The following is a 16,697-nucleotide window of genomic DNA, read 5'->3' on the forward strand; positions in this document are numbered from 1 at the left end:
AGGGATCTCACTATTGATTTTTAGGAATATATTTATGTTAAAGAAGTTACTACCCCTTATTTTTTTATTTACTGGGTTTCAGGTTAATGCAGCAATTATAGTTGATAACGATACCTACACCACTGTTGACGGCCTAGATTGGTTAGATTGGACGGCGACGATGGGACAGACACAGGCCGCAGCCTTGGGTGACAACGCAGGGTATAGGGGCGCTACTTATGCCGAGCAGGTGCATCTTAATGAAGCGATGTTTGGCACCACATTCACCTACGACTCGGACGGTTTCGACGTTTCGTTTGACGAAATAGCGAACGCTACTAAAATTATCGATTTTATTGCCCTTTTCGGTGCTACTGCCATTGGTGGCCGTTCGTACGCGATGTCGGAGGGTGCAGGATTAGTCGGATTCGACGGCCCAAATAGATTCATGCTTGCCGGATTGTACCCACATATATGGGGCGCCGCCGGTGCGTCAGCTTCGACGATCGGGATCGCATTGGTTAGAAGTTCGGCCGTCCCAGAACCTTCAATTATCGCGCTATGTGGATTAGGGCTCGTCGGTATTGGGTTTGCTCGTAGACGCCGTCAATCTTAATACTCAGTAGTCCTGCGGTAGCCCATTGCTGCCAACGTTTTACATACTGACCTAAGGCTAAAGCCATCTCAATCGAGGTGGCTTTTTTCATTCTTAGTTGTTCATAAAGCTGTCTGTCATGCAATACGTGTTTTTCTACCGTCTTTGCTGCGACGGATAAGTGTTTACCATCAAAATGGTAACCGAGAAAATCCCAGCCCCGACTGATTTTACCGATAAAGGTTTTATCCGGCGCTTGCTCGATTTTTAATTCATTAAAGTGTTGATTGACTATTTGCACTGCCTTACGCAAGTGCCAGCGAGTTTTGGCTAATACAATGAGTCGAGTAGCCCGAGCGAACTGCCCCCTCAGGCTCTCACAGAACCGGACGTGAACGTCTCCGCTCATCCGGCTCTTATCAATCAAGCCTTCGCATACAACAATCGCCAGTGAGCAAACAACCACGGTTGCTTGTGTGCAATACGATTTAACCATTGCGCTGCTCGTCTTCGATGATTGCGTAAACGTTTATACTTTCGCGTCGCCCACATAATGAGACGACGATCTAAGCATTTAAGGGTCGGGTATAACGCTGACTTGTAGTAACGCCCATAATAGTTGATCCAACCTTGAATGATCGAATTGAACATTTGGGCAAGATCTTCCAGTTCTTTGTCGCTACGTAATGGCCAGTTCCAATCACGTGATTTGTGCCGGATTGCTTTTGCAGCCTTGTTGCTGATTGCCGGAGTGAAATTAATAAAGTATTTTCCCCACCGATTCTTTGAACGGCGAGAGCGAAAGGTATAACCCAGAAAATCAAAACTGACTTCTGCATAATCCCCTCGCCTGTCATCATCTTTACAATAGACAACTTTCGTCTTTTTAGGATGAAGGCAAAAAAGGGGTCAAGTTGCTTGCTTCACAATACTCTTGATCAATTCCTCGAATAGGCTAAAAGACCTGCGGGGTCGTTGAAAATCGATAGGGTCAGTGAAATTGATTGACCAGAAGTTCAACGGCGGCTTATGGCACATGGCTGAAGGATAGAGGAAGTTGATGTTGAAGGGTTTTAGCAGCAAAATGCAGCAATATAATTCTTCGTTTGTATGTCTGCTATGTCGGAAAACTTGCCACTAGGATTCCGACCGATAGCATCCACAAATATCAAAAGAGTGAACAATATATTCAGTTTGGGCTACGACCGTTCCTCGCTCTTTGAAGACCTTCATATTATGAATATTCCCCCAAAACAGTAAATTACAACGCACATTTTTACTGGTTAAACCTACACAATCAAGAATTTCATTATGCCACTTTTCCAACTCTCTTCTAATAATCATAGAAGTGCTGGTGTGGATATAAGTTTGGTCTAGTTGTGTCATTTTGTGGTTCAAAATCCGCTCAACGATATAATAATCCACTCCCATATCCCTTAAGTACGAAGAACCATATTTCCTTAAATCATATAGGCTAAACTGCTTATTTGTTATTTTAGCTAGCTTATTTGCTGCCTGTGATTCTGAAATTGGCTTGTAGCCTTTTCGCTGCGGGAAGAGAAACTTTTAGCGAGTTTTATATCTTTGCCAAACTCTGTATTTTTTAAGTAAAACAAGCATTGCTTGGGTTATAGGATGCGATATAGCCAGCCCTGACTTGGTGTTCTCGCTGGTATATGCCAGAGCATATTGTCAAAATAAAGATTAAGATGTTGCACATACGTTGCACAAAATTAAAAAGACTTATAAAACACCTACATATCAATAATTTAAAAACATAAACGCTAAACAGGTGGGGATACCATTGGGTTCAAATAAAATACATTCAACTTCTATCTTATTGATCTCATAGCTATGTATAATCAACTGCATATTCACTTTAATAAAGAATGATATGGCAACCGACCCGTTAGATGATATGCCGAAAATAAGGCTAGAGAAAGATGACTTAGATTCTTTTCATCGCACTAGAGCACAAGCAACCAATAAAAGCTCAAAAAAAGCTAACCTGCCAGATGAGTCACCTTCTGTATCGAACTCCCCATCTTGGTTGGCTATTTTGTTTGTACTTTTGGTTATTGTTGGCGCAGCAGGTTATTGGTCGTTTGAACAATTCAAGGTGTTACAACAAGCACAAAGCCGTATTACAGATCTTGAAAGCCGTCTGTCTGCAACGGGTGAAGATATGGACCAATCAGCTGCAGCCTTACAAATTAAAGTATCCGAACTAAGTGCTAAGACTGAGGATTTGTGGGGCCAAATGGACAAACTTTGGGCATCCGCTTGGCGACGAAACCAGAGTGAAATTGGTGCATTAAATAAAACCGTCATGTCGCTAAAAGCATCAACGGAACAAAGTTCAAAAAGCCTGAACAGTAATACGGCGAATAACAATACAAGCATTGGATTAGTTAAAGAGCAATTGGAGGGTCAAGCGAACTTGCTAAAACAGTTAAATGATAAATTTGGTCAAATCAATAATATAGACGCCGATTTTGAACAGCAACTTGCAAGTTTACGTGAAAAGCTAATATCCACTGCATTAGCAAATAATGACTTAACCAATCAAATTGATGACTTACGTCGAAGAGTCATGGCTGCAGAAAAAAAAGCCAATCAAGTAGAAAACATGCTTACTGGGCCAACTTCGTAGCATTGGTAAATTAAAGATAAAAAAATAGAGCGCTTAGCGCTCTATTTTTTTATCTGGCGTTGGGTTTATTCAGCTGGACTTTCATCCGCTCTTTTAGCCGCAGACTCTTTAATTAAAGTCTGCAATTCGCCTTGTTGAGTCATTTCCATAATGATGTCACAACCTCCAACTAACTCGCCATCAACCCAAAGCTGTGGGAAAGTAGGCCAATCTGCATATTTGGGTAATTCAGCTCGGATATCAGGGTTTTGTAAAATATCAACATAAGCAAACTGCTCGCCGCAAGACATCAATGCTTGGGTGGCTTGAGCAGAAAAACCACAGTTAGGTAATTTAGGTGAGCCCTTCATATATAAAAGTATGGGATTTTCTTCGATTTGTTGCTTAATTTTTTCAATAGTATCCATAACGACTCTCATTTAAATTCTGTTGTTGATGATCTGGCGACAAGTTTAACGTTTTCAAGTAATGATTAATACTCTACTGATCTTTTGTTAGATCGTTTTAATAACTTAGTCGTATATAGATAAGCGTAATAAACTGTTTTTACACTTGAAAAATATTCTCATGTCGCAATATCTTTGTTCTCGGCAAATTAGTTTTAATAAATAACAAACCAGTGCTTTTACATAGCAGCATAAAGTACTAGCATTTACCGATCAAATTAAAATACACATCACACTTTATGGAGAAATAAAATGGCTTTTGAATTACCAGCCCTTCCTTACGAAAAGAACGCACTAGAACCACATATCTCTGCTGAAACCTTGGAATACCACTACGGTAAACACCACGCAACTTATGTCACTAAGTTAAATGGTTTAGTTGAAGGCACTGAAATGGCCACTAAAAGCCTTGAAGAAATCGTCAAAAATTCTGAAGGTGGCGTGTTTAATAATGCAGCACAAATCTGGAATCACACATTTTACTGGAACAGTTTAAGCCCAAATGGCGGCGGCGAGCCTACGGGTGCTTTAGCTGATGCCATTAACGCTAAATGGGGCTCATTCGCAGACTTCAAAGCCGCGTTAAATGATAAAGCAGTTAACAACTTTGGTTCTAGCTGGACTTGGTTAGTGAAAACAGCTGACGGTAGCCTTGATATAGTCAACACTAGCAACGCAGCAACACCTTTGACTGATGCGAGCCTGACTCCATTAATGACAGTTGATTTGTGGGAACACGCCTACTACATTGATTACCGTAATGTTCGTCCTAAGTACCTTGAAGGTTTCTGGGCATTAGTTAATTGGGACTTTGCTGCGGCAAATTTCGCTTAATAGCTAACTATCCAAAAAATAAATATTAGCCCTGTTAATCAGGGCTTTTTTTTTGCTATTTTTCAGCAGACAATGATGATGATGATAAGAAAAAATATAAAAAGAGAAATTTATGTCAGTTACTAAGATAATTTGCGTCATTGTTATGACTTTTTTCATCCAACTTTCACACTCGGCTTATGCTAGCGGTAACGGCATTGTAGTATTCCAATCAGATTTTGGTTTGAGTGATCAAGCTGTATCAGCGATGCATGGCGTAGCATTGGGAGTGGATAAAGACCTTAAAGTAGAAGATCTAACGCATGATATTCCTGCCTATAACATATGGGAAGGGGCATATCGTTTGGATGCAGTCGCTGACTTTTGGCCTGCTAACACAGTATTTGTTTCGGTTGTCGATCCTGGCGTAGGCAGTGAACGAAAATCAGTAGTACTAAAAACCAAGACTAATCATTATTTTGTCACACCTGACAACGGTACTTTAACCATAGTGGCGAAACGATTAGGTATTGCTGAGGTGCGAGAAATAGACGAAAAAATCAATCGATTAAAAGGCAGTGAGGCATCCCACACCTTTCATGGCCGTGATGTTTATGCTTACACCGGGGCCCGTTTGGCAGCCAGCGCCATCAACTTTGAACAAGTTGGGCCTAAATTAGCACCCGAAGTGTTAAATATCCCGTTTGAGGCAGCACGTATCGAAGACAATAAGTTAATTGGTGGTATTCCCATATTAGATCCCGCTTATGGCAACGTATGGACCAATATTCCGATGTCATTATTGCTGTCGCTCACAAAAGCGCAAGACTATGGCAGCCTCTATACACAAGAATTTTTAGTCACCGTAGCGCAAGGGGGTAAGTCTGTCTTATCTGAAACAATCAGTTTTGAACGTTCCTTCGCAGGTGTAGACGAGGGACAACCTCTACTTTACGTTAATAGTTTAGAAAACTTAGCGTTAGCACTCAATCAGGCTAACTTTGCCGCCAAATTCGATATTCAAGCTGGCGGTGAATGGCGAATTGAAATTGCACCTAAATAAAGAACTCCTAATGACTGAACAACAAAACAACCCACTACATGGCCTGACGTTACAGTTCATTCTTGAAACACTTGAAAAGCAGTTGGGCTTTGAAACAATGGGCCAACAGGTCAAGATAAATTGTTTTACCAGTGAACCTTCGATTAAATCTAGTTTGAAGTTTCTGAGAAAAACGCCTTGGGCAAGAGAAAAGGTTGAGCAGCTGTATTTATCCACTATTAAGACTTCGGCCAGTCAAAAGGTTAACAAGCCAAGGGAAGCATTTGTTTGGCCAGATATAACAAAAGATGATGCTGATAAAAATACCTAAGTATCTTTATTAAAGTATCTAAATCAATTCAAGGAAATCTGAATGAGCAAAAATGTAGACTCACTTTTTAAACCTTTTAACTTAAAAAGCTTGTCACTTAAAAATAGAATTGCCATGGCGCCTATGACACGCAGCTTTTCACCAGAAGGCATTCCCACTGAAGATGTAGCGAGTTACTATCGCCGCCGCGCAGAGAGTGGCACCGGTTTAATCATTACCGAAGGTACAACTATTAATGATCCGGTTGCAACCATGGATGGAAAAGTCCCCAAAATATATGGCCAACAACCTCTAGCAGGTTGGGAAAATGTTGTGAAGGAAGTACATGCAGCAGGGGGAAAAATCATGCCGCAACTATGGCATGTTGGTATGGCGCGCAACCCGCAAAAAGCCCCCTACCCTGAATTACCTAGTGTTGGACCTTCAGGTCTGTTGTCACCGGGTAAAAAAGTGGCAGAGCCTTTAACTGTGGCGCAAATTCATAACCTAATCGAAAGTTTCGCCAGCGCAGCCGCCGATGCAAAACGTATCGGTTTTGATGGCATCGAAATTCACGGTGCACATGGTTATTTAGTCGATCAGTTTTTCTGGAGCGGCACCAACCAACGCACAGATGAATGGGGCGGAAGTATGGCTAATCGTGGCCGTTTTGCGGTAGAAATCGTCAAAGCCATACGCGCAGCTACTGGCCCTGACTTTCCCATTCTATTGCGTTACTCTCAATGGAAGCAACAAGATTACACCGCTCGTTTGGTAGAGACACCACAACTATTAGAAGAGTTTTTGGCACCTCTGAGTGATGCTGGCGTAGATGTTTTTCATTGTTCTACCAGACGTTACTGGGAGCCTGAATTTGAAGGCAGTGACTTAAACCTTGCTGGCTGGACTAAAAAACTCACAGGCAAACCAACAATGACCGTAGGCTCTGTTGGGTTAAACGGGGACTTCTTTGGAGCCTTTGCAGGTAAAAGCTCTAGTACCCGCTCGATAGATGATTTAATCGAACGTCTTGATAAAGGCGAATTTGATTTAGTCGCTGTAGGCCGAGCTTTACTGCAAGATCCTCAGTGGGCAAACAAAGTCCGCAAGGGAGATATGAACGAACTAGAAACCTATTCAGGCGACGCCTTAGCGACCCTAGCCTAGTAGTAGTCAACATAAAAAAGCGCCCGTGTACAGGGCGCTTTGCATTTAACTCAAATTGACCTCAATAGATTAACCTTCCACTTTAGTCATATCCCCTGCTTTAATAATTGAGAAGTTTTCTAGTTTCAGATACTTATTCATTACACGTTTGACATCATCAGCAGTTAGAGCTGCCAGCCTTTGTTCATAAGCTTTGTTCCACTGCATCGTTCTATCTACTATCAAGTTACGGCGTAATGTTCGCACTAACTCTTGGTCCTGGGCGCGGCTCACTTTTTTTCCTTGTAACAGCCCAGATTTTGCACTTTTAATTTCTTCGTCAGTAAAGCCGTCTTTTAACATACGACTTAGCTCTTCCTTAAAGCCCACTTCAACCTTAGCCAAATTTTGTGGTGCACAAATCGCATAAGCCCCTAAGGTGGCTTTGTTATCCTCTGAATTCATAGTCATAAACGAACCCGCCCCATAACTTAAACCGTCTTTCTGCCTTAATCTTGTGGCTAGTCGACTATTTAAGAAGCCACCACCAAAGATATAATTACCCAACTCTAATGCCGCTGCATCATCACTGTTTTCTCCGATAGGAAGCATGATGGCTGCAACAAAAGTCGCGTTTTCTTTGTCTGGTGTATCAAAATCAGTTGGGTTGGCCGCTACGTTTATATAAGGTTCTTCCACTCGCTTATAAGCACTTTTTGCGAACCAACTGCCATAAAGATTTTCTAAATCAGCTTTAATTTTATTGGTTTCAAAATCTCCAACAACACCCACCTTGATGTTATTACCACCAAAAAATGACTTATGGAAAGCTTTTAAATCATCTAATTTAAGGTTGTTAAGACTTTCTAAACTTTCCTCAAAAGTTGGCTGATAGTTAGGATGACCTTTTTTATAAGGATTTTGCTTACGACCGTATTCGTTAAATGCCAGTTGTTGTGGATCTTGTAGGTTTTTTTCAATATCCACTTTTAAGGTTGATTTATATTGTTCAAATTCCGTATTGTCGAATTCAGGATCACTCAGCACTTTGTGCATAAGTATTAATGCAGGCTGCAAATTTTCTCTCGTTGTCGTGATGTTAGCCACTAACCATTGTGAACTACCAGAAACACTTACCTGCGCTTTTAACTTGTCAAACTCATCTTGAATTTCTTGACGAGATAATTCGCTGGTTCCACGCATTAACATGGCACTGGTTGCATTACCTATAGTGCCAAGGTTTTGTAAACTGTTTTCAGACCCCATGCTCATCACGATAGAAGCAACCACAGACTCACCCCGAGTCTTTTTAGACAATAACGATAGCTCAGTACCATTACTCAATTGAGTCACAACAGTACGTGAGTCGATATTATCAAAGGAGGGTTCAAACACTTCACCCGCCGCAATTTTTGCACGACCTTGGTAGTCTTTGACCATGTCATTCACATTGGCCACAGCGGGTATTTCTACACGAGCCGGTTTATCTGTTGGGATAAAGTGCCCAGCGGTACGATTGTTGCGCTGCAAATAGGTATTCGCTACGCGTTGTACATCTTCGGTGCTGACTTGTTCAATTCTGTCACGATGTAAAAAGTATAAACGCCAATCGCCCATCCCCAACCATTCGCTTAAATTTAATGCGATACTTTCAGATGAATTAAATGACAATTCAATATTTTTCAATAAGTTGCGCTTTGAACGTTCAACTTCTTCATTGGTAATAGGTTGAGTACTCAATTCCTCGAGCACCGCTACCATGGCGTCAGAGGCAAGGCTTAGATCCGCTTTTTTATCGACCTCTGCAAAATAAATAGCTAGGCCTGGCTCCTGCCACTGGAAATTAAAGCCATAAACACGACTGGCTAATTTCCCTTCTACCAAGGTTTTATGTAATCGACCACTTGGCGTGTCACCTAATATTTGACTCAATACATCAATGGCCGCGTAATCTTGGTGTGAGCCGGCAGGAATATGATAAGCAGCTCCTGTCATTTGCACGTCACCGACTCGCCTGATGGTGACACTTTTTTCACCATCTTGCGCAGGTTCAGCAGTGTAAAGGGGCCTGATTATTCTGTCTGGTTTTGGAATGGGTGAGAAGTAGGTATCCACTAACCCAATCATATCGGCTTCTGCAAACTTGCCCGCCACAATAAGCGTTGCGTTGTCTGGTTGATAATACATGGTATAAAAAGCTTTCAATCGATCGATAGGCACATTTTCTAGGTCAGAACGGGCGCCAATGGTCGATTTACCGTAGTTGTGCCACATGTAGGCCGATGCGGCGATCTTCTGCAGAGTGATACGAAACGGGCTATTCTCACCACGCTCAAATTCGTTACGAACCACTGTCATTTCGCTGTCGAGATCTTTTTTGGCAATAAAAGAATTCACCATACGATCTGATTCCATGCTCAGCGCCCAATTAATATTTTTGTCGCTGGCTGAAAAGGTTTCAAAGTAGTTAGTGCGATCAGTCCAAGTGGTGCCATTTGGACGGGCACCATGAGAACTCAACTCTGCAGGGATGTCTTTATGTTTGGGACTGCCCTTAAAAACTAAATGTTCTAACAGGTGAGCCATGCCGGTTTCACCGTAATTTTCATGTTTTGATCCCACATGATAAGTGACGTTAACAGTGACAGTTTCTTTGGTTTGGTCTGGAAATAATAAAACACGTAAGCCGTTATCGAGATAATATTCGCTGATCCCTTCAACTTCGGTCACTTTTTCAAACTTCTCTTTGGCAAAAACCAAAGATGACGCAACCAAAGTGATACTCATCACTGCGCCAATAAAAATAGGTCTTTTGAACATCCGTTTTTCCTTATAATTATGTCAACCATGAGACATGGCTGCTTAGATTAAAGCCTATCAACAATAATTGATTTTGATGACCAAAACAATTGATCTCAACATTCATTAATGTGAATTAATGTTACCGGAAATGTACGCAGGAAAAATATGAATAGAACACAAAAAAGCCGATTCACAGAATCGGCTTTAAAGGTATCACTTTAGAATGGGCATGTTATAAAAGGGCAGCTAATCGCGTTCCTTGACTAATCGCCCGCTTGGCATCTAATTCTGTTGCCACATCCGCACCACCAATTAAATGATGAGGTTTAGTCAAGCCATCGAGCAATTCCCTGAGAGGCTCTTGACCAGCGCAAACAATCACGTTATCGACGTCCAATACCTGCACATTATCATTCACCTTAATATGCAAACCCGCATCATCAATTTTTAGATACTCAACACCAGCCAGCATGCTTACACCTTTACTGAGCAAACCTGCTCTATGGGCCCAGCCGCTGGTCTTACCTAAACCTTTACCCACTTTTGTTGATTTACGCTGTAATAAATAGATTTCTCTAGGTGATGGTGTAGGGGCAGGTGTCATTCCTTCAATACCGGATCGAGATCCAAACGTCATATCAATTCCCCACTCTTTCATAAAAGCAGGAATATTTTGACTAGTAGACTCGCCTGCATGGGACAGATATTCGGAGACATCAAAACCAATTCCCCCAGCTCCTATGATGGCGACTTTCTTGCCAACTGGCTTTTTATGCACAATCACATCAATGTAACTCAGCACTTTACTATGCTCAATTCCTTCAATAGGAGGTGTCCGCGGAGCAATGCCTGTAGCAATAATCACGTCATCAAATTCGCTGCTATTAAGAGTGTTTGCATCTACACGGGTGTTGAGTTTTATGGTGACATTATGCAATTCCATCTGGCGAGCATAATAACGAAGGGTTTCAAAAAACTCTTCTTTCCCAGGGATTTGTTTAGCAATATTGAATTGCCCACCAAGCTCACTTGCAGAATCAAAAATGGTTACCTTATGACCACGTTGAGCCGCTGTAGTAGCCGCGGCTAAACCAGCAGGTCCGGCACCGACGACTGCAATATTTTTTACCACTGTGGCGGGTTCAATGACCAACTCGGTTTCATGACAAGCACGTGGGTTAACCAAACAGCTACTGGTTTTGCCTTCAAATACATGATCTAAACAAGCCTGATTACAACCGATGCAGGTATTAATTTCGTCTGAACGATTTTCAATCGCCTTTATTACAAACTCAGGATCGGCCAAAAAGGGTCTCGCCATTGAGACCATATCGGCATCACCGCGGGCTAACACCTCTTCTGCCACTTCAGGGGTATTGATACGGTTTGAGGTGATAACAGGGATAGACAACGCTTTTTTAAACTTTGCGGTTACCCAAGTAAAGGCGGCACGTGGGACTTTGGTGATAATAGTGGGGATACGTGCTTCATGCCAACCAATACCGGTGTTGATAATAGTAGCGCCTGCTTTTTCAATGGCTTGGCCTAACTCAACCACCTCATCATAAGTCGAACCACCTTCGACTAAATCCAACATCGATAAACGATAGATGATAATAAACTGCTCACCCACAGCTTCACGTACTCGACGCACCACTTCTAGAGGCAAGCGAATACGATTTTGATATGAACCGCCCCACTCATCCTCCCTATGATTAGTGCGCGCTGCAATAAATTGGTTTAAGAAATACCCTTCAGAGCCCATTATTTCTACACCATCGTAACCCGCTTTTTGCGCTTGTATTGAGGTATCAATAAAGTCTTGTATTTGCTTTTCTATGCCTTGTGCATCCAAAGCTTTAGGCTTAAAAGGGTTGATGGGTGCTTGCACAGCCGATGGAGCAACCGAAGCGGGATTATAGGCATAACGCCCAGTGTGTAATATTTGCATACAGATTTTGCTGCCATGCTCATGGACTGCATCGGTAATCATTTTATGTTCGGCAATGGCTTTATCAGTATCTAAACGTTTGGTATCTTTGTGGGTTGCGCCTTCATCATTTGGCCCTATTCCACCTGTAACAATTAGGCCTACGCCTCCTTTAGCCCGCTCGGCAAAATAAGCCGCCATGCGTATATGACCATTGGGCGCTTCTTCTAAGCCGGTGTGCATTGACCCCATCAGTACGCGGTTTTTTAGTTGAGTAAATCCTAAATCTAAGGGTTTAAGTAAATTGGGATATTTTTCCAAGCCTTGCTCTAAAGCGGTGTTGTCTGTCATGTGATTGTTGATCCTATTATTTATTTATTGAATTATCGGGCTTACATGCCAGATGATTTTTTGTGTAGGTCGGCATAAACAGGTAAACGTTGGGTCTGTCCTGCAGCCATGGCTTCTTGTACATCGGGCATTTGGAACATGCCGCTTTGCCAGGTGGCCATGTAAGTTAAACTGTCTGCGACATTGTGATCACGTGTGTAGTTAATCATTTCTTTACAACCTGCCACAGCCATAGGTGAATGCATCGCAATCTTGGCAGCAATTTTCATAACGCCTTTAAGCATGGCGTGTTGATCTTCAAACACTTGATTAACAAAGCCACATTCTTTGGCTTCGCTACTTGGCATGTTGCGGCCTGTATAGGCTAATTCGCGGATTAAACCTTGTGGCATTAAATGGGGCAAGCGTTGCAACGTACCTACATCAGCAGTCATACCTAACTCTGTTTCTTTAATAGTGAAATAAGCATCTTGGGTACAATAACGACTATCTGCTGCACAGATCATATCCACAGCCCCCCCGATGACGCCCCCCTGCACGGCGACTAATACCGGCATACGCACTTCTTCAAGTGCATTAAAACTATCTTGTAGTTCAAGTACTAATCTGCGAGTTCGTTCGGCACGGCGCGCTGGCTCACCTTGAAAGTCTTTTGCCATATTAGTGAAAACTGACAAATCCATTCCAGCACTAAAATGTTTACCCTGGGATGAAATCACAATCACCCGAGCTTGGGACTCTGCATCAATTTGTCTAACCACCGCTGGCAGCTCCCGCCAAAACGCTGGCACCATACTGTTAAGTGCTTCTGGGCGACATAATTGGATATGAGCAATATGATTTTCGATGCTCACAGATAACGTTTCTAGCGCAGATAAATCGAAATTCGGCACAGGTTTTCTCCTTAGGTTAGCATTGCGTTAATTACTGAAAATCAGTGGATAAAGCCCACACTGTTAACAAAAAATTAAACTAGACAGCGTCAAGATAAAAGCATATGTTGACGCTGTCAAGATAACAAACATCAAATTTATTAATAGTCGGTTATGAGTCAACAAATAGAAAAAAAGCCTAAACAAAATAAGCCCAGTTATCATCATGGAGATTTGCGCAGCACGCTTCTAAATGCTGCCAATGTATTGCTAAAAGAAACGGGTATTGAAAGTTTATCTTTACGCAAGTTAGCCGACAAGGTTGGGGTGTCCCGCACCGCACCCTATCATCACTTTAAGGATAAAAATCAATTACTTTGCGCTATAGCTGAACAAGGTTTTGTCCATTGGCAACAAGACGCTGAATTAATTTTTAACCAAACAGGATTACGTCCCAAAGAACAATATCGACAGTTTTTTCATGGTTATATTAGTTACGCAGCCGATAATCCAGAATTGTACGACTTGATGTTTGGTCGCACCATTTGGAAGCAAAATAGCGCCACTAATGCATTACGTGATGTGGCTTACCCGAGTTTTCATTATCAGGTAGGAATGACTAAAAAATGGCAACAACAAGGATTAATGCCCAGCGGTGAAGATACGTTACGTTTGTCCCAAGTCACATGGGGCACTATGCACGGTATAGCCCGCTTATTAATTGACGGCATTTACGCTGACCGCAGTCATATTGATGAAATGTGTGATTGCGCGATTAATTTGTTTACACTACAAATAAGTGTTTAACAAAGTTTGTGAGCTTAGGTGTTAATTGCTGAATTAGACTAAACGTCTCTGCATTCATTTCCAGCCTTGAACCCATTGTTCTATGTCTTTTAAGTCTCTCCACTTAATCTGTATTGAACGTTTAGACATAATCGCTTCTGTCAAACATGACATAACAGCTCCCTGTTCATCATATTCGACCTCAATAATGAGGAAGTGCTTTTCTTTATTCAAAGGCACCACTGCAGTCCATTTACTGTGTAGTAGTTTTTTGGGGGAGATTTTGTTCAATATGATTCCTAATGGCTTAAGACTCTGACGTTGCTAATACCTTAGATATTGTCAGAATGACTAAACGAAAGGTATCACTTGCTAAAAATGATGACTTGACCTTGAAAATCCCCAAGACTTGCAAATTATCATGGAGATCAACCTAACAAACATATTATTAGGGCTTGGACATTCTAATGACCACTCGACGGTTTTTAGCGCGAGTACTTTCAGTGGTATTCGGTGATGAATGACGCCTTTCACCATGGCCAGTTACTTCTATTCGCTCTGGTGAAACGCCCATAGAACTGAAAAACGCTTTTATTTCCACAGCTCTGCGTATAGAAATTTGTTTGTTAATCGCTCGTCCGCCATAACTGTCAGTATATCCATCTAACAAAACTAATTCTAAATCCGTATCTTCTTTTAAATATTCGCCAATCATGGCTAAACGTTTCTGTGAGTATTTAGTCAAATTAGTATTATTGAATTGATATGTGAGCACGGAATACGCAATGTCTTGAAAACTATAAGGTAATAAATTTGCCACACATTCAGCAAATTGTTCATAAGGTAGTGCAAAATTACTGGCGTTTAATCCCACAGCCACTTTGTCATATTGGTTATACCAATCCTGATAATAAATAGTTGGCCAAAAGCCTTTTTCCAACTCAGTCAACATAGTCCAAGCGGCTTGTTCAGGTAAGTCACCATTGTATTGTTTACGAATGGTCATGTCGGCAATAGTACGTTGTACTTGGCCCGGCATCCATTTTGGTGGCACTGAATACACAGCCGCGACGCCATAAGATTTAGGCAGACGTAACATATCCAGTTCAAATTCCATATTTAGCTGCTTGGACGCAACACTGCTAAACATAGCCTCGCCATAGCCAGGAAGTGTATGGCTTAACGTACACTGTAAACGAGTTTCATCTTTAAGTTGCCAAGTTGAATTCTCAACTTTGGCGGTATACTGCCGTAATGAAGCCATGGAATTAGCAGACAGCGACACCAAGGTGACACACATAATAGTTTTTATAATTTTATTGATCATGGATAAGAAGCCCCCTGCTTCTGGACATTATATCGACAAAATACCGTAAACGTTTAGTTAATTAAGTTTGATTAAAATTGCGGTGGTTTAACGTTTTAGGCTAGCTACTGAAAAAGAACCTTGTCATAATCACTTCTTACAAAAACTCTTTAGGTTTCCATGTCAGAATCATTTGAAATAAAAAATCGTTTTAGGGGATATTTCCCTGTGGTCATTGATGTTGAAACAGCTGGATTCAATTCACAAAACGATGCACTACTAGAAATTGCCGCGGTCACCACTAGAATGGACGAAAATGGGTTCTTCTACCCAGACAAAACCTTTCATTACCATGTGAATCCGTTTGAAGGCGCTAATTTAGAAAAAGCGGCCTTAGATTTTAATGGCATTGATCCTTATTGTGCCCTCAGAGGTGCACTGGACGAAACAGAAGTGATGAAAGACCTGTGTAAAAAAGTCCGTAAAGAACAAAAAGCAGCAGATTGCCAACGCTCGGTGATCGTTGCTCACAATGCGGCTTTTGACCAAAGTTTTGTGAACGCAGCTATTGAGCGCAGCCATATTAAACGCAGTCCCTTCCATCCATTTGTGTCCTTTGATACCACCACATTATCCGGCTTAGCTTTAGGGCAAACTGTGTTGATAAAAGCCTGCATGGCGGCTGGTATTAGTTTTGATCAAAATGAAGCACACTCAGCCTTGTATGATACAGAAAAAACGGCAGAGTTATTTTGCTACATTCTCAACAGATGGCAAAGCTTAGGTGGTTTAGAAGCACATAATTGAGGAAAAATTGACATAAAAAAACCGCTTTCGCGGTTTTTTTATGTCTGACTTATTTTTTAATTATAAGCTATCGGCATTCTCAGCTAAGTAACTAGCTACGCCTTCTGGACTATCGACCATACCTTTTGAACCTTGCGTCCAACCAGCTGGACATACTTCGCCATGTTCTTCATGGAAGTTTAACGCATCAACCATACGTAACATATCATCAATATTACGACCAAGAGGTAAGTCATTCACAACTTGATGACGAACTAAACCAGCTGCATCAATTAAGAAAGAACCACGGAAAGCCACGCCTGCATCAGGATGCTCAACATCATATGCTTGGCATATATCATGTTTAACATCGGCAACCATAGTGTATTTAACTGGACCAATACCGCCTTCGTTTATAGGCGTATTACGCCACGCGTTATGAGTAAATTGAGAATCGATTGAGACAGCAATCACTTCAACACCACGCTTAACAAATTCTTCGTAACGTTTATCAAAAGCTATAAGTTCAGATGGGCAAACGAAGGTGAAATCCAAAGGATAGAAAAACAATACCGCTTTTTTACCTTTAATAGCTTCACTTAGGGTAAAACTGTCAACAATCTCACCACTGCCTAGTACGGCTGCGGCGGTAAAATCTGGGGCTGGACGACTAACTAATACACTCATTAAATTCTCCTGTTTATATGATTGAATGGACCACAAGCTGCTAATTATTTCTGTAGGACCAAGTAATATTATAGTTTTATTATAGCTACTATCAGACATATGAGTGCATTTAGATGAAAAACAATGCTTAGCATGAGAAATAATTCAATGCTAAGTATCTAATTTCAAATGAGTTTGTTTTTTACACAGCATT

17 protein-coding genes are annotated in these 16,697 nt (G+C 41.5%); 8 read left to right on the top strand and 9 right to left on the bottom strand.

Features of this window, described 5'->3' with window-relative positions; genetic code table 11:
• The first annotated feature begins 13 nt into the window (after nt 1–13).
• A complete protein-coding gene (locus CXF95_RS03350; protein WP_157828054.1) occupies nt 14–595 on the top strand; it encodes a PEP-CTERM sorting domain-containing protein in 582 nt (193 codons plus the stop codon).
• Here the strand turns inward: CXF95_RS03350 and CXF95_RS29895 are convergent.
• The gene (locus CXF95_RS29895) at nt 531–1,070 is read right to left on the bottom strand and encodes a hypothetical protein (protein ID WP_198556485.1); all 540 of its coding nucleotides are present in this window, start codon (nt 1,068–1,070) and stop codon (nt 531–533) included. The genes CXF95_RS03350 and CXF95_RS29895 overlap by 65 nt on opposite strands.
• On the bottom strand, nt 998–1,390 hold the full coding sequence (locus CXF95_RS31335) for a group II intron maturase-specific domain-containing protein (RefSeq protein ID WP_198556494.1): 393 nt from the start codon (nt 1,388–1,390) through the stop codon (nt 998–1,000). The genes CXF95_RS29895 and CXF95_RS31335 overlap by 73 nt, the downstream gene beginning before the upstream one ends.
• 1,078 nt (nt 1,391–2,468) lie before the next feature.
• Here CXF95_RS31335 and CXF95_RS03370 point away from each other — a divergent pair.
• Nucleotides 2,469–3,227 (top strand): hypothetical protein, encoded by a 759-nt coding sequence (locus CXF95_RS03370; RefSeq protein WP_101197379.1) that lies wholly within the window; start codon nt 2,469–2,471, stop codon nt 3,225–3,227.
• A 65-nt stretch (nt 3,228–3,292) separates the two neighbouring features.
• Here the strand turns inward: CXF95_RS03370 and CXF95_RS03375 are convergent, their stop codons facing one another.
• Complete coding sequence (locus CXF95_RS03375) at nt 3,293–3,634, bottom strand: Grx4 family monothiol glutaredoxin (protein WP_101197380.1); 342 nt, start codon at nt 3,632–3,634, stop codon at nt 3,293–3,295.
• Between the two features lie 291 nt (nt 3,635–3,925).
• On the opposite strand from CXF95_RS03375, the gene sodB reads away from it, so the two are divergent.
• The 4 genes from sodB (at nt 3,926) to CXF95_RS03395 (ending at nt 7,005) form a co-directional block, all read left to right on the top strand.
• Nucleotides 3,926–4,507 (top strand): superoxide dismutase [Fe], encoded by a 582-nt coding sequence (gene sodB, locus CXF95_RS03380; RefSeq protein WP_101197381.1) that lies wholly within the window; start codon nt 3,926–3,928, stop codon nt 4,505–4,507.
• Nucleotides 4,508–4,619: 112 nt separating this feature from the next.
• A complete protein-coding gene (locus CXF95_RS03385; RefSeq protein ID WP_101197382.1) occupies nt 4,620–5,549 on the top strand; it encodes an S-adenosyl-l-methionine hydroxide adenosyltransferase family protein in 930 nt (309 codons plus the stop codon).
• Nucleotides 5,550–5,559: 10 nt separating this feature from the next.
• Nucleotides 5,560–5,859, top strand: coding sequence for a VF530 family DNA-binding protein (locus CXF95_RS03390; protein WP_101197383.1), 300 nt, complete (start codon nt 5,560–5,562; stop codon nt 5,857–5,859).
• Nucleotides 5,860–5,901: 42 nt separating this feature from the next.
• On the top strand, nt 5,902–7,005 hold the full coding sequence (locus tag CXF95_RS03395) for an NADH:flavin oxidoreductase (RefSeq protein ID WP_101197384.1): 1,104 nt from the start codon (nt 5,902–5,904) through the stop codon (nt 7,003–7,005).
• A 69-nt stretch (nt 7,006–7,074) separates the two neighbouring features.
• Here the strand turns inward: CXF95_RS03395 and CXF95_RS03400 are convergent, their stop codons facing one another.
• The 3 genes from CXF95_RS03400 to CXF95_RS03410 form a co-directional block, all read right to left on the bottom strand.
• The gene (locus tag CXF95_RS03400) at nt 7,075–9,804 is read right to left on the bottom strand and encodes a pitrilysin family protein (protein ID WP_101197385.1); all 2,730 of its coding nucleotides are present in this window, start codon (nt 9,802–9,804) and stop codon (nt 7,075–7,077) included.
• 214 nt (nt 9,805–10,018) lie between these two features.
• Entirely contained in the window at nt 10,019–12,067 is a 2,049-nt protein-coding gene (locus CXF95_RS03405) for an NADPH-dependent 2,4-dienoyl-CoA reductase (protein ID WP_101197386.1), read from the bottom strand.
• Between the two features lie 41 nt (nt 12,068–12,108).
• Nucleotides 12,109–12,960 carry a crotonase/enoyl-CoA hydratase family protein gene (locus CXF95_RS03410; protein ID WP_101197387.1) on the bottom strand — a complete coding sequence of 284 codons (852 nt, stop codon included), beginning with the start codon at nt 12,958–12,960 and terminating at the stop codon, nt 12,109–12,111.
• Nucleotides 12,961–13,113: 153 nt separating this feature from the next.
• Here CXF95_RS03410 and CXF95_RS03415 point away from each other — a divergent pair, with 153 nt between their 5' ends.
• A complete protein-coding gene (locus CXF95_RS03415; RefSeq protein WP_101197388.1) occupies nt 13,114–13,746 on the top strand; it encodes a TetR/AcrR family transcriptional regulator in 633 nt (210 codons plus the stop codon).
• 54 nt (nt 13,747–13,800) lie between these two features.
• On the opposite strand, the gene CXF95_RS03420 is transcribed toward CXF95_RS03415, so the two are convergent.
• Nucleotides 13,801–14,016 carry a TIGR02450 family Trp-rich protein gene (locus CXF95_RS03420; protein WP_101197389.1) on the bottom strand — a complete coding sequence of 72 codons (216 nt, stop codon included), beginning with the start codon at nt 14,014–14,016 and terminating at the stop codon, nt 13,801–13,803.
• Nucleotides 14,017–14,173: 157 nt separating this feature from the next.
• The gene (locus CXF95_RS03425) at nt 14,174–15,052 is read right to left on the bottom strand and encodes an OmpA family protein (RefSeq protein WP_101197390.1); all 879 of its coding nucleotides are present in this window, start codon (nt 15,050–15,052) and stop codon (nt 14,174–14,176) included.
• A gap of 159 nt (nt 15,053–15,211) precedes the next feature.
• Here CXF95_RS03425 and rnt point away from each other — a divergent pair, with 159 nt between their 5' ends.
• Entirely contained in the window at nt 15,212–15,838 is a 627-nt protein-coding gene (rnt, locus tag CXF95_RS03430) for a ribonuclease T (protein ID WP_101197391.1), read from the top strand.
• A 60-nt stretch (nt 15,839–15,898) separates the two neighbouring features.
• Here rnt and CXF95_RS03435 read toward each other — a convergent pair whose 3' ends face one another.
• Nucleotides 15,899–16,504 carry a peroxiredoxin C gene (locus CXF95_RS03435; protein WP_101197392.1) on the bottom strand — a complete coding sequence of 202 codons (606 nt, stop codon included), beginning with the start codon at nt 16,502–16,504 and terminating at the stop codon, nt 15,899–15,901.
• Nucleotides 16,505–16,697 lie beyond the last annotated feature (193 nt).

The organism is Paraglaciecola sp. MB-3u-78, assembly GCF_002835935.1.
Classification (GTDB): Bacteria; Pseudomonadota; Gammaproteobacteria; order Enterobacterales; family Alteromonadaceae; genus Paraglaciecola.

What these genes read in the sequence shown, in the direction of transcription:
- rnt (WP_101197391.1), top strand. Translation starts at nt 15,212, where the DNA reads ATGTCAGAATCATTTGAAATAAAAAATCGTTTTAGGGGATATTTCCCT.
- CXF95_RS03400 (WP_101197385.1), bottom strand. Translation starts at nt 9,804, where the DNA reads ATGTTCAAAAGACCTATTTTTATTGGCGCAGTGATGAGTATCACTTTG.
- CXF95_RS03395 (WP_101197384.1), top strand. Translation starts at nt 5,902, where the DNA reads ATGAGCAAAAATGTAGACTCACTTTTTAAACCTTTTAACTTAAAAAGC.
- CXF95_RS03405 (WP_101197386.1), bottom strand. Translation starts at nt 12,067, where the DNA reads ATGACAGACAACACCGCTTTAGAGCAAGGCTTGGAAAAATATCCCAAT.
- CXF95_RS03375 (WP_101197380.1), bottom strand. Translation starts at nt 3,634, where the DNA reads ATGGATACTATTGAAAAAATTAAGCAACAAATCGAAGAAAATCCCATA.
- CXF95_RS03385 (WP_101197382.1), top strand. Translation starts at nt 4,620, where the DNA reads ATGTCAGTTACTAAGATAATTTGCGTCATTGTTATGACTTTTTTCATC.
- CXF95_RS03370 (WP_101197379.1), top strand. Translation starts at nt 2,469, where the DNA reads ATGGCAACCGACCCGTTAGATGATATGCCGAAAATAAGGCTAGAGAAA.
- CXF95_RS29895 (WP_198556485.1), bottom strand. Translation starts at nt 1,070, where the DNA reads ATGGTTAAATCGTATTGCACACAAGCAACCGTGGTTGTTTGCTCACTG.
- CXF95_RS03415 (WP_101197388.1), top strand. Translation starts at nt 13,114, where the DNA reads ATGAGTCAACAAATAGAAAAAAAGCCTAAACAAAATAAGCCCAGTTAT.
- CXF95_RS03390 (WP_101197383.1), top strand. Translation starts at nt 5,560, where the DNA reads ATGACTGAACAACAAAACAACCCACTACATGGCCTGACGTTACAGTTC.
- CXF95_RS03435 (WP_101197392.1), bottom strand. Translation starts at nt 16,504, where the DNA reads ATGAGTGTATTAGTTAGTCGTCCAGCCCCAGATTTTACCGCCGCAGCC.
- sodB (WP_101197381.1), top strand. Translation starts at nt 3,926, where the DNA reads ATGGCTTTTGAATTACCAGCCCTTCCTTACGAAAAGAACGCACTAGAA.
- CXF95_RS03425 (WP_101197390.1), bottom strand. Translation starts at nt 15,052, where the DNA reads ATGATCAATAAAATTATAAAAACTATTATGTGTGTCACCTTGGTGTCG.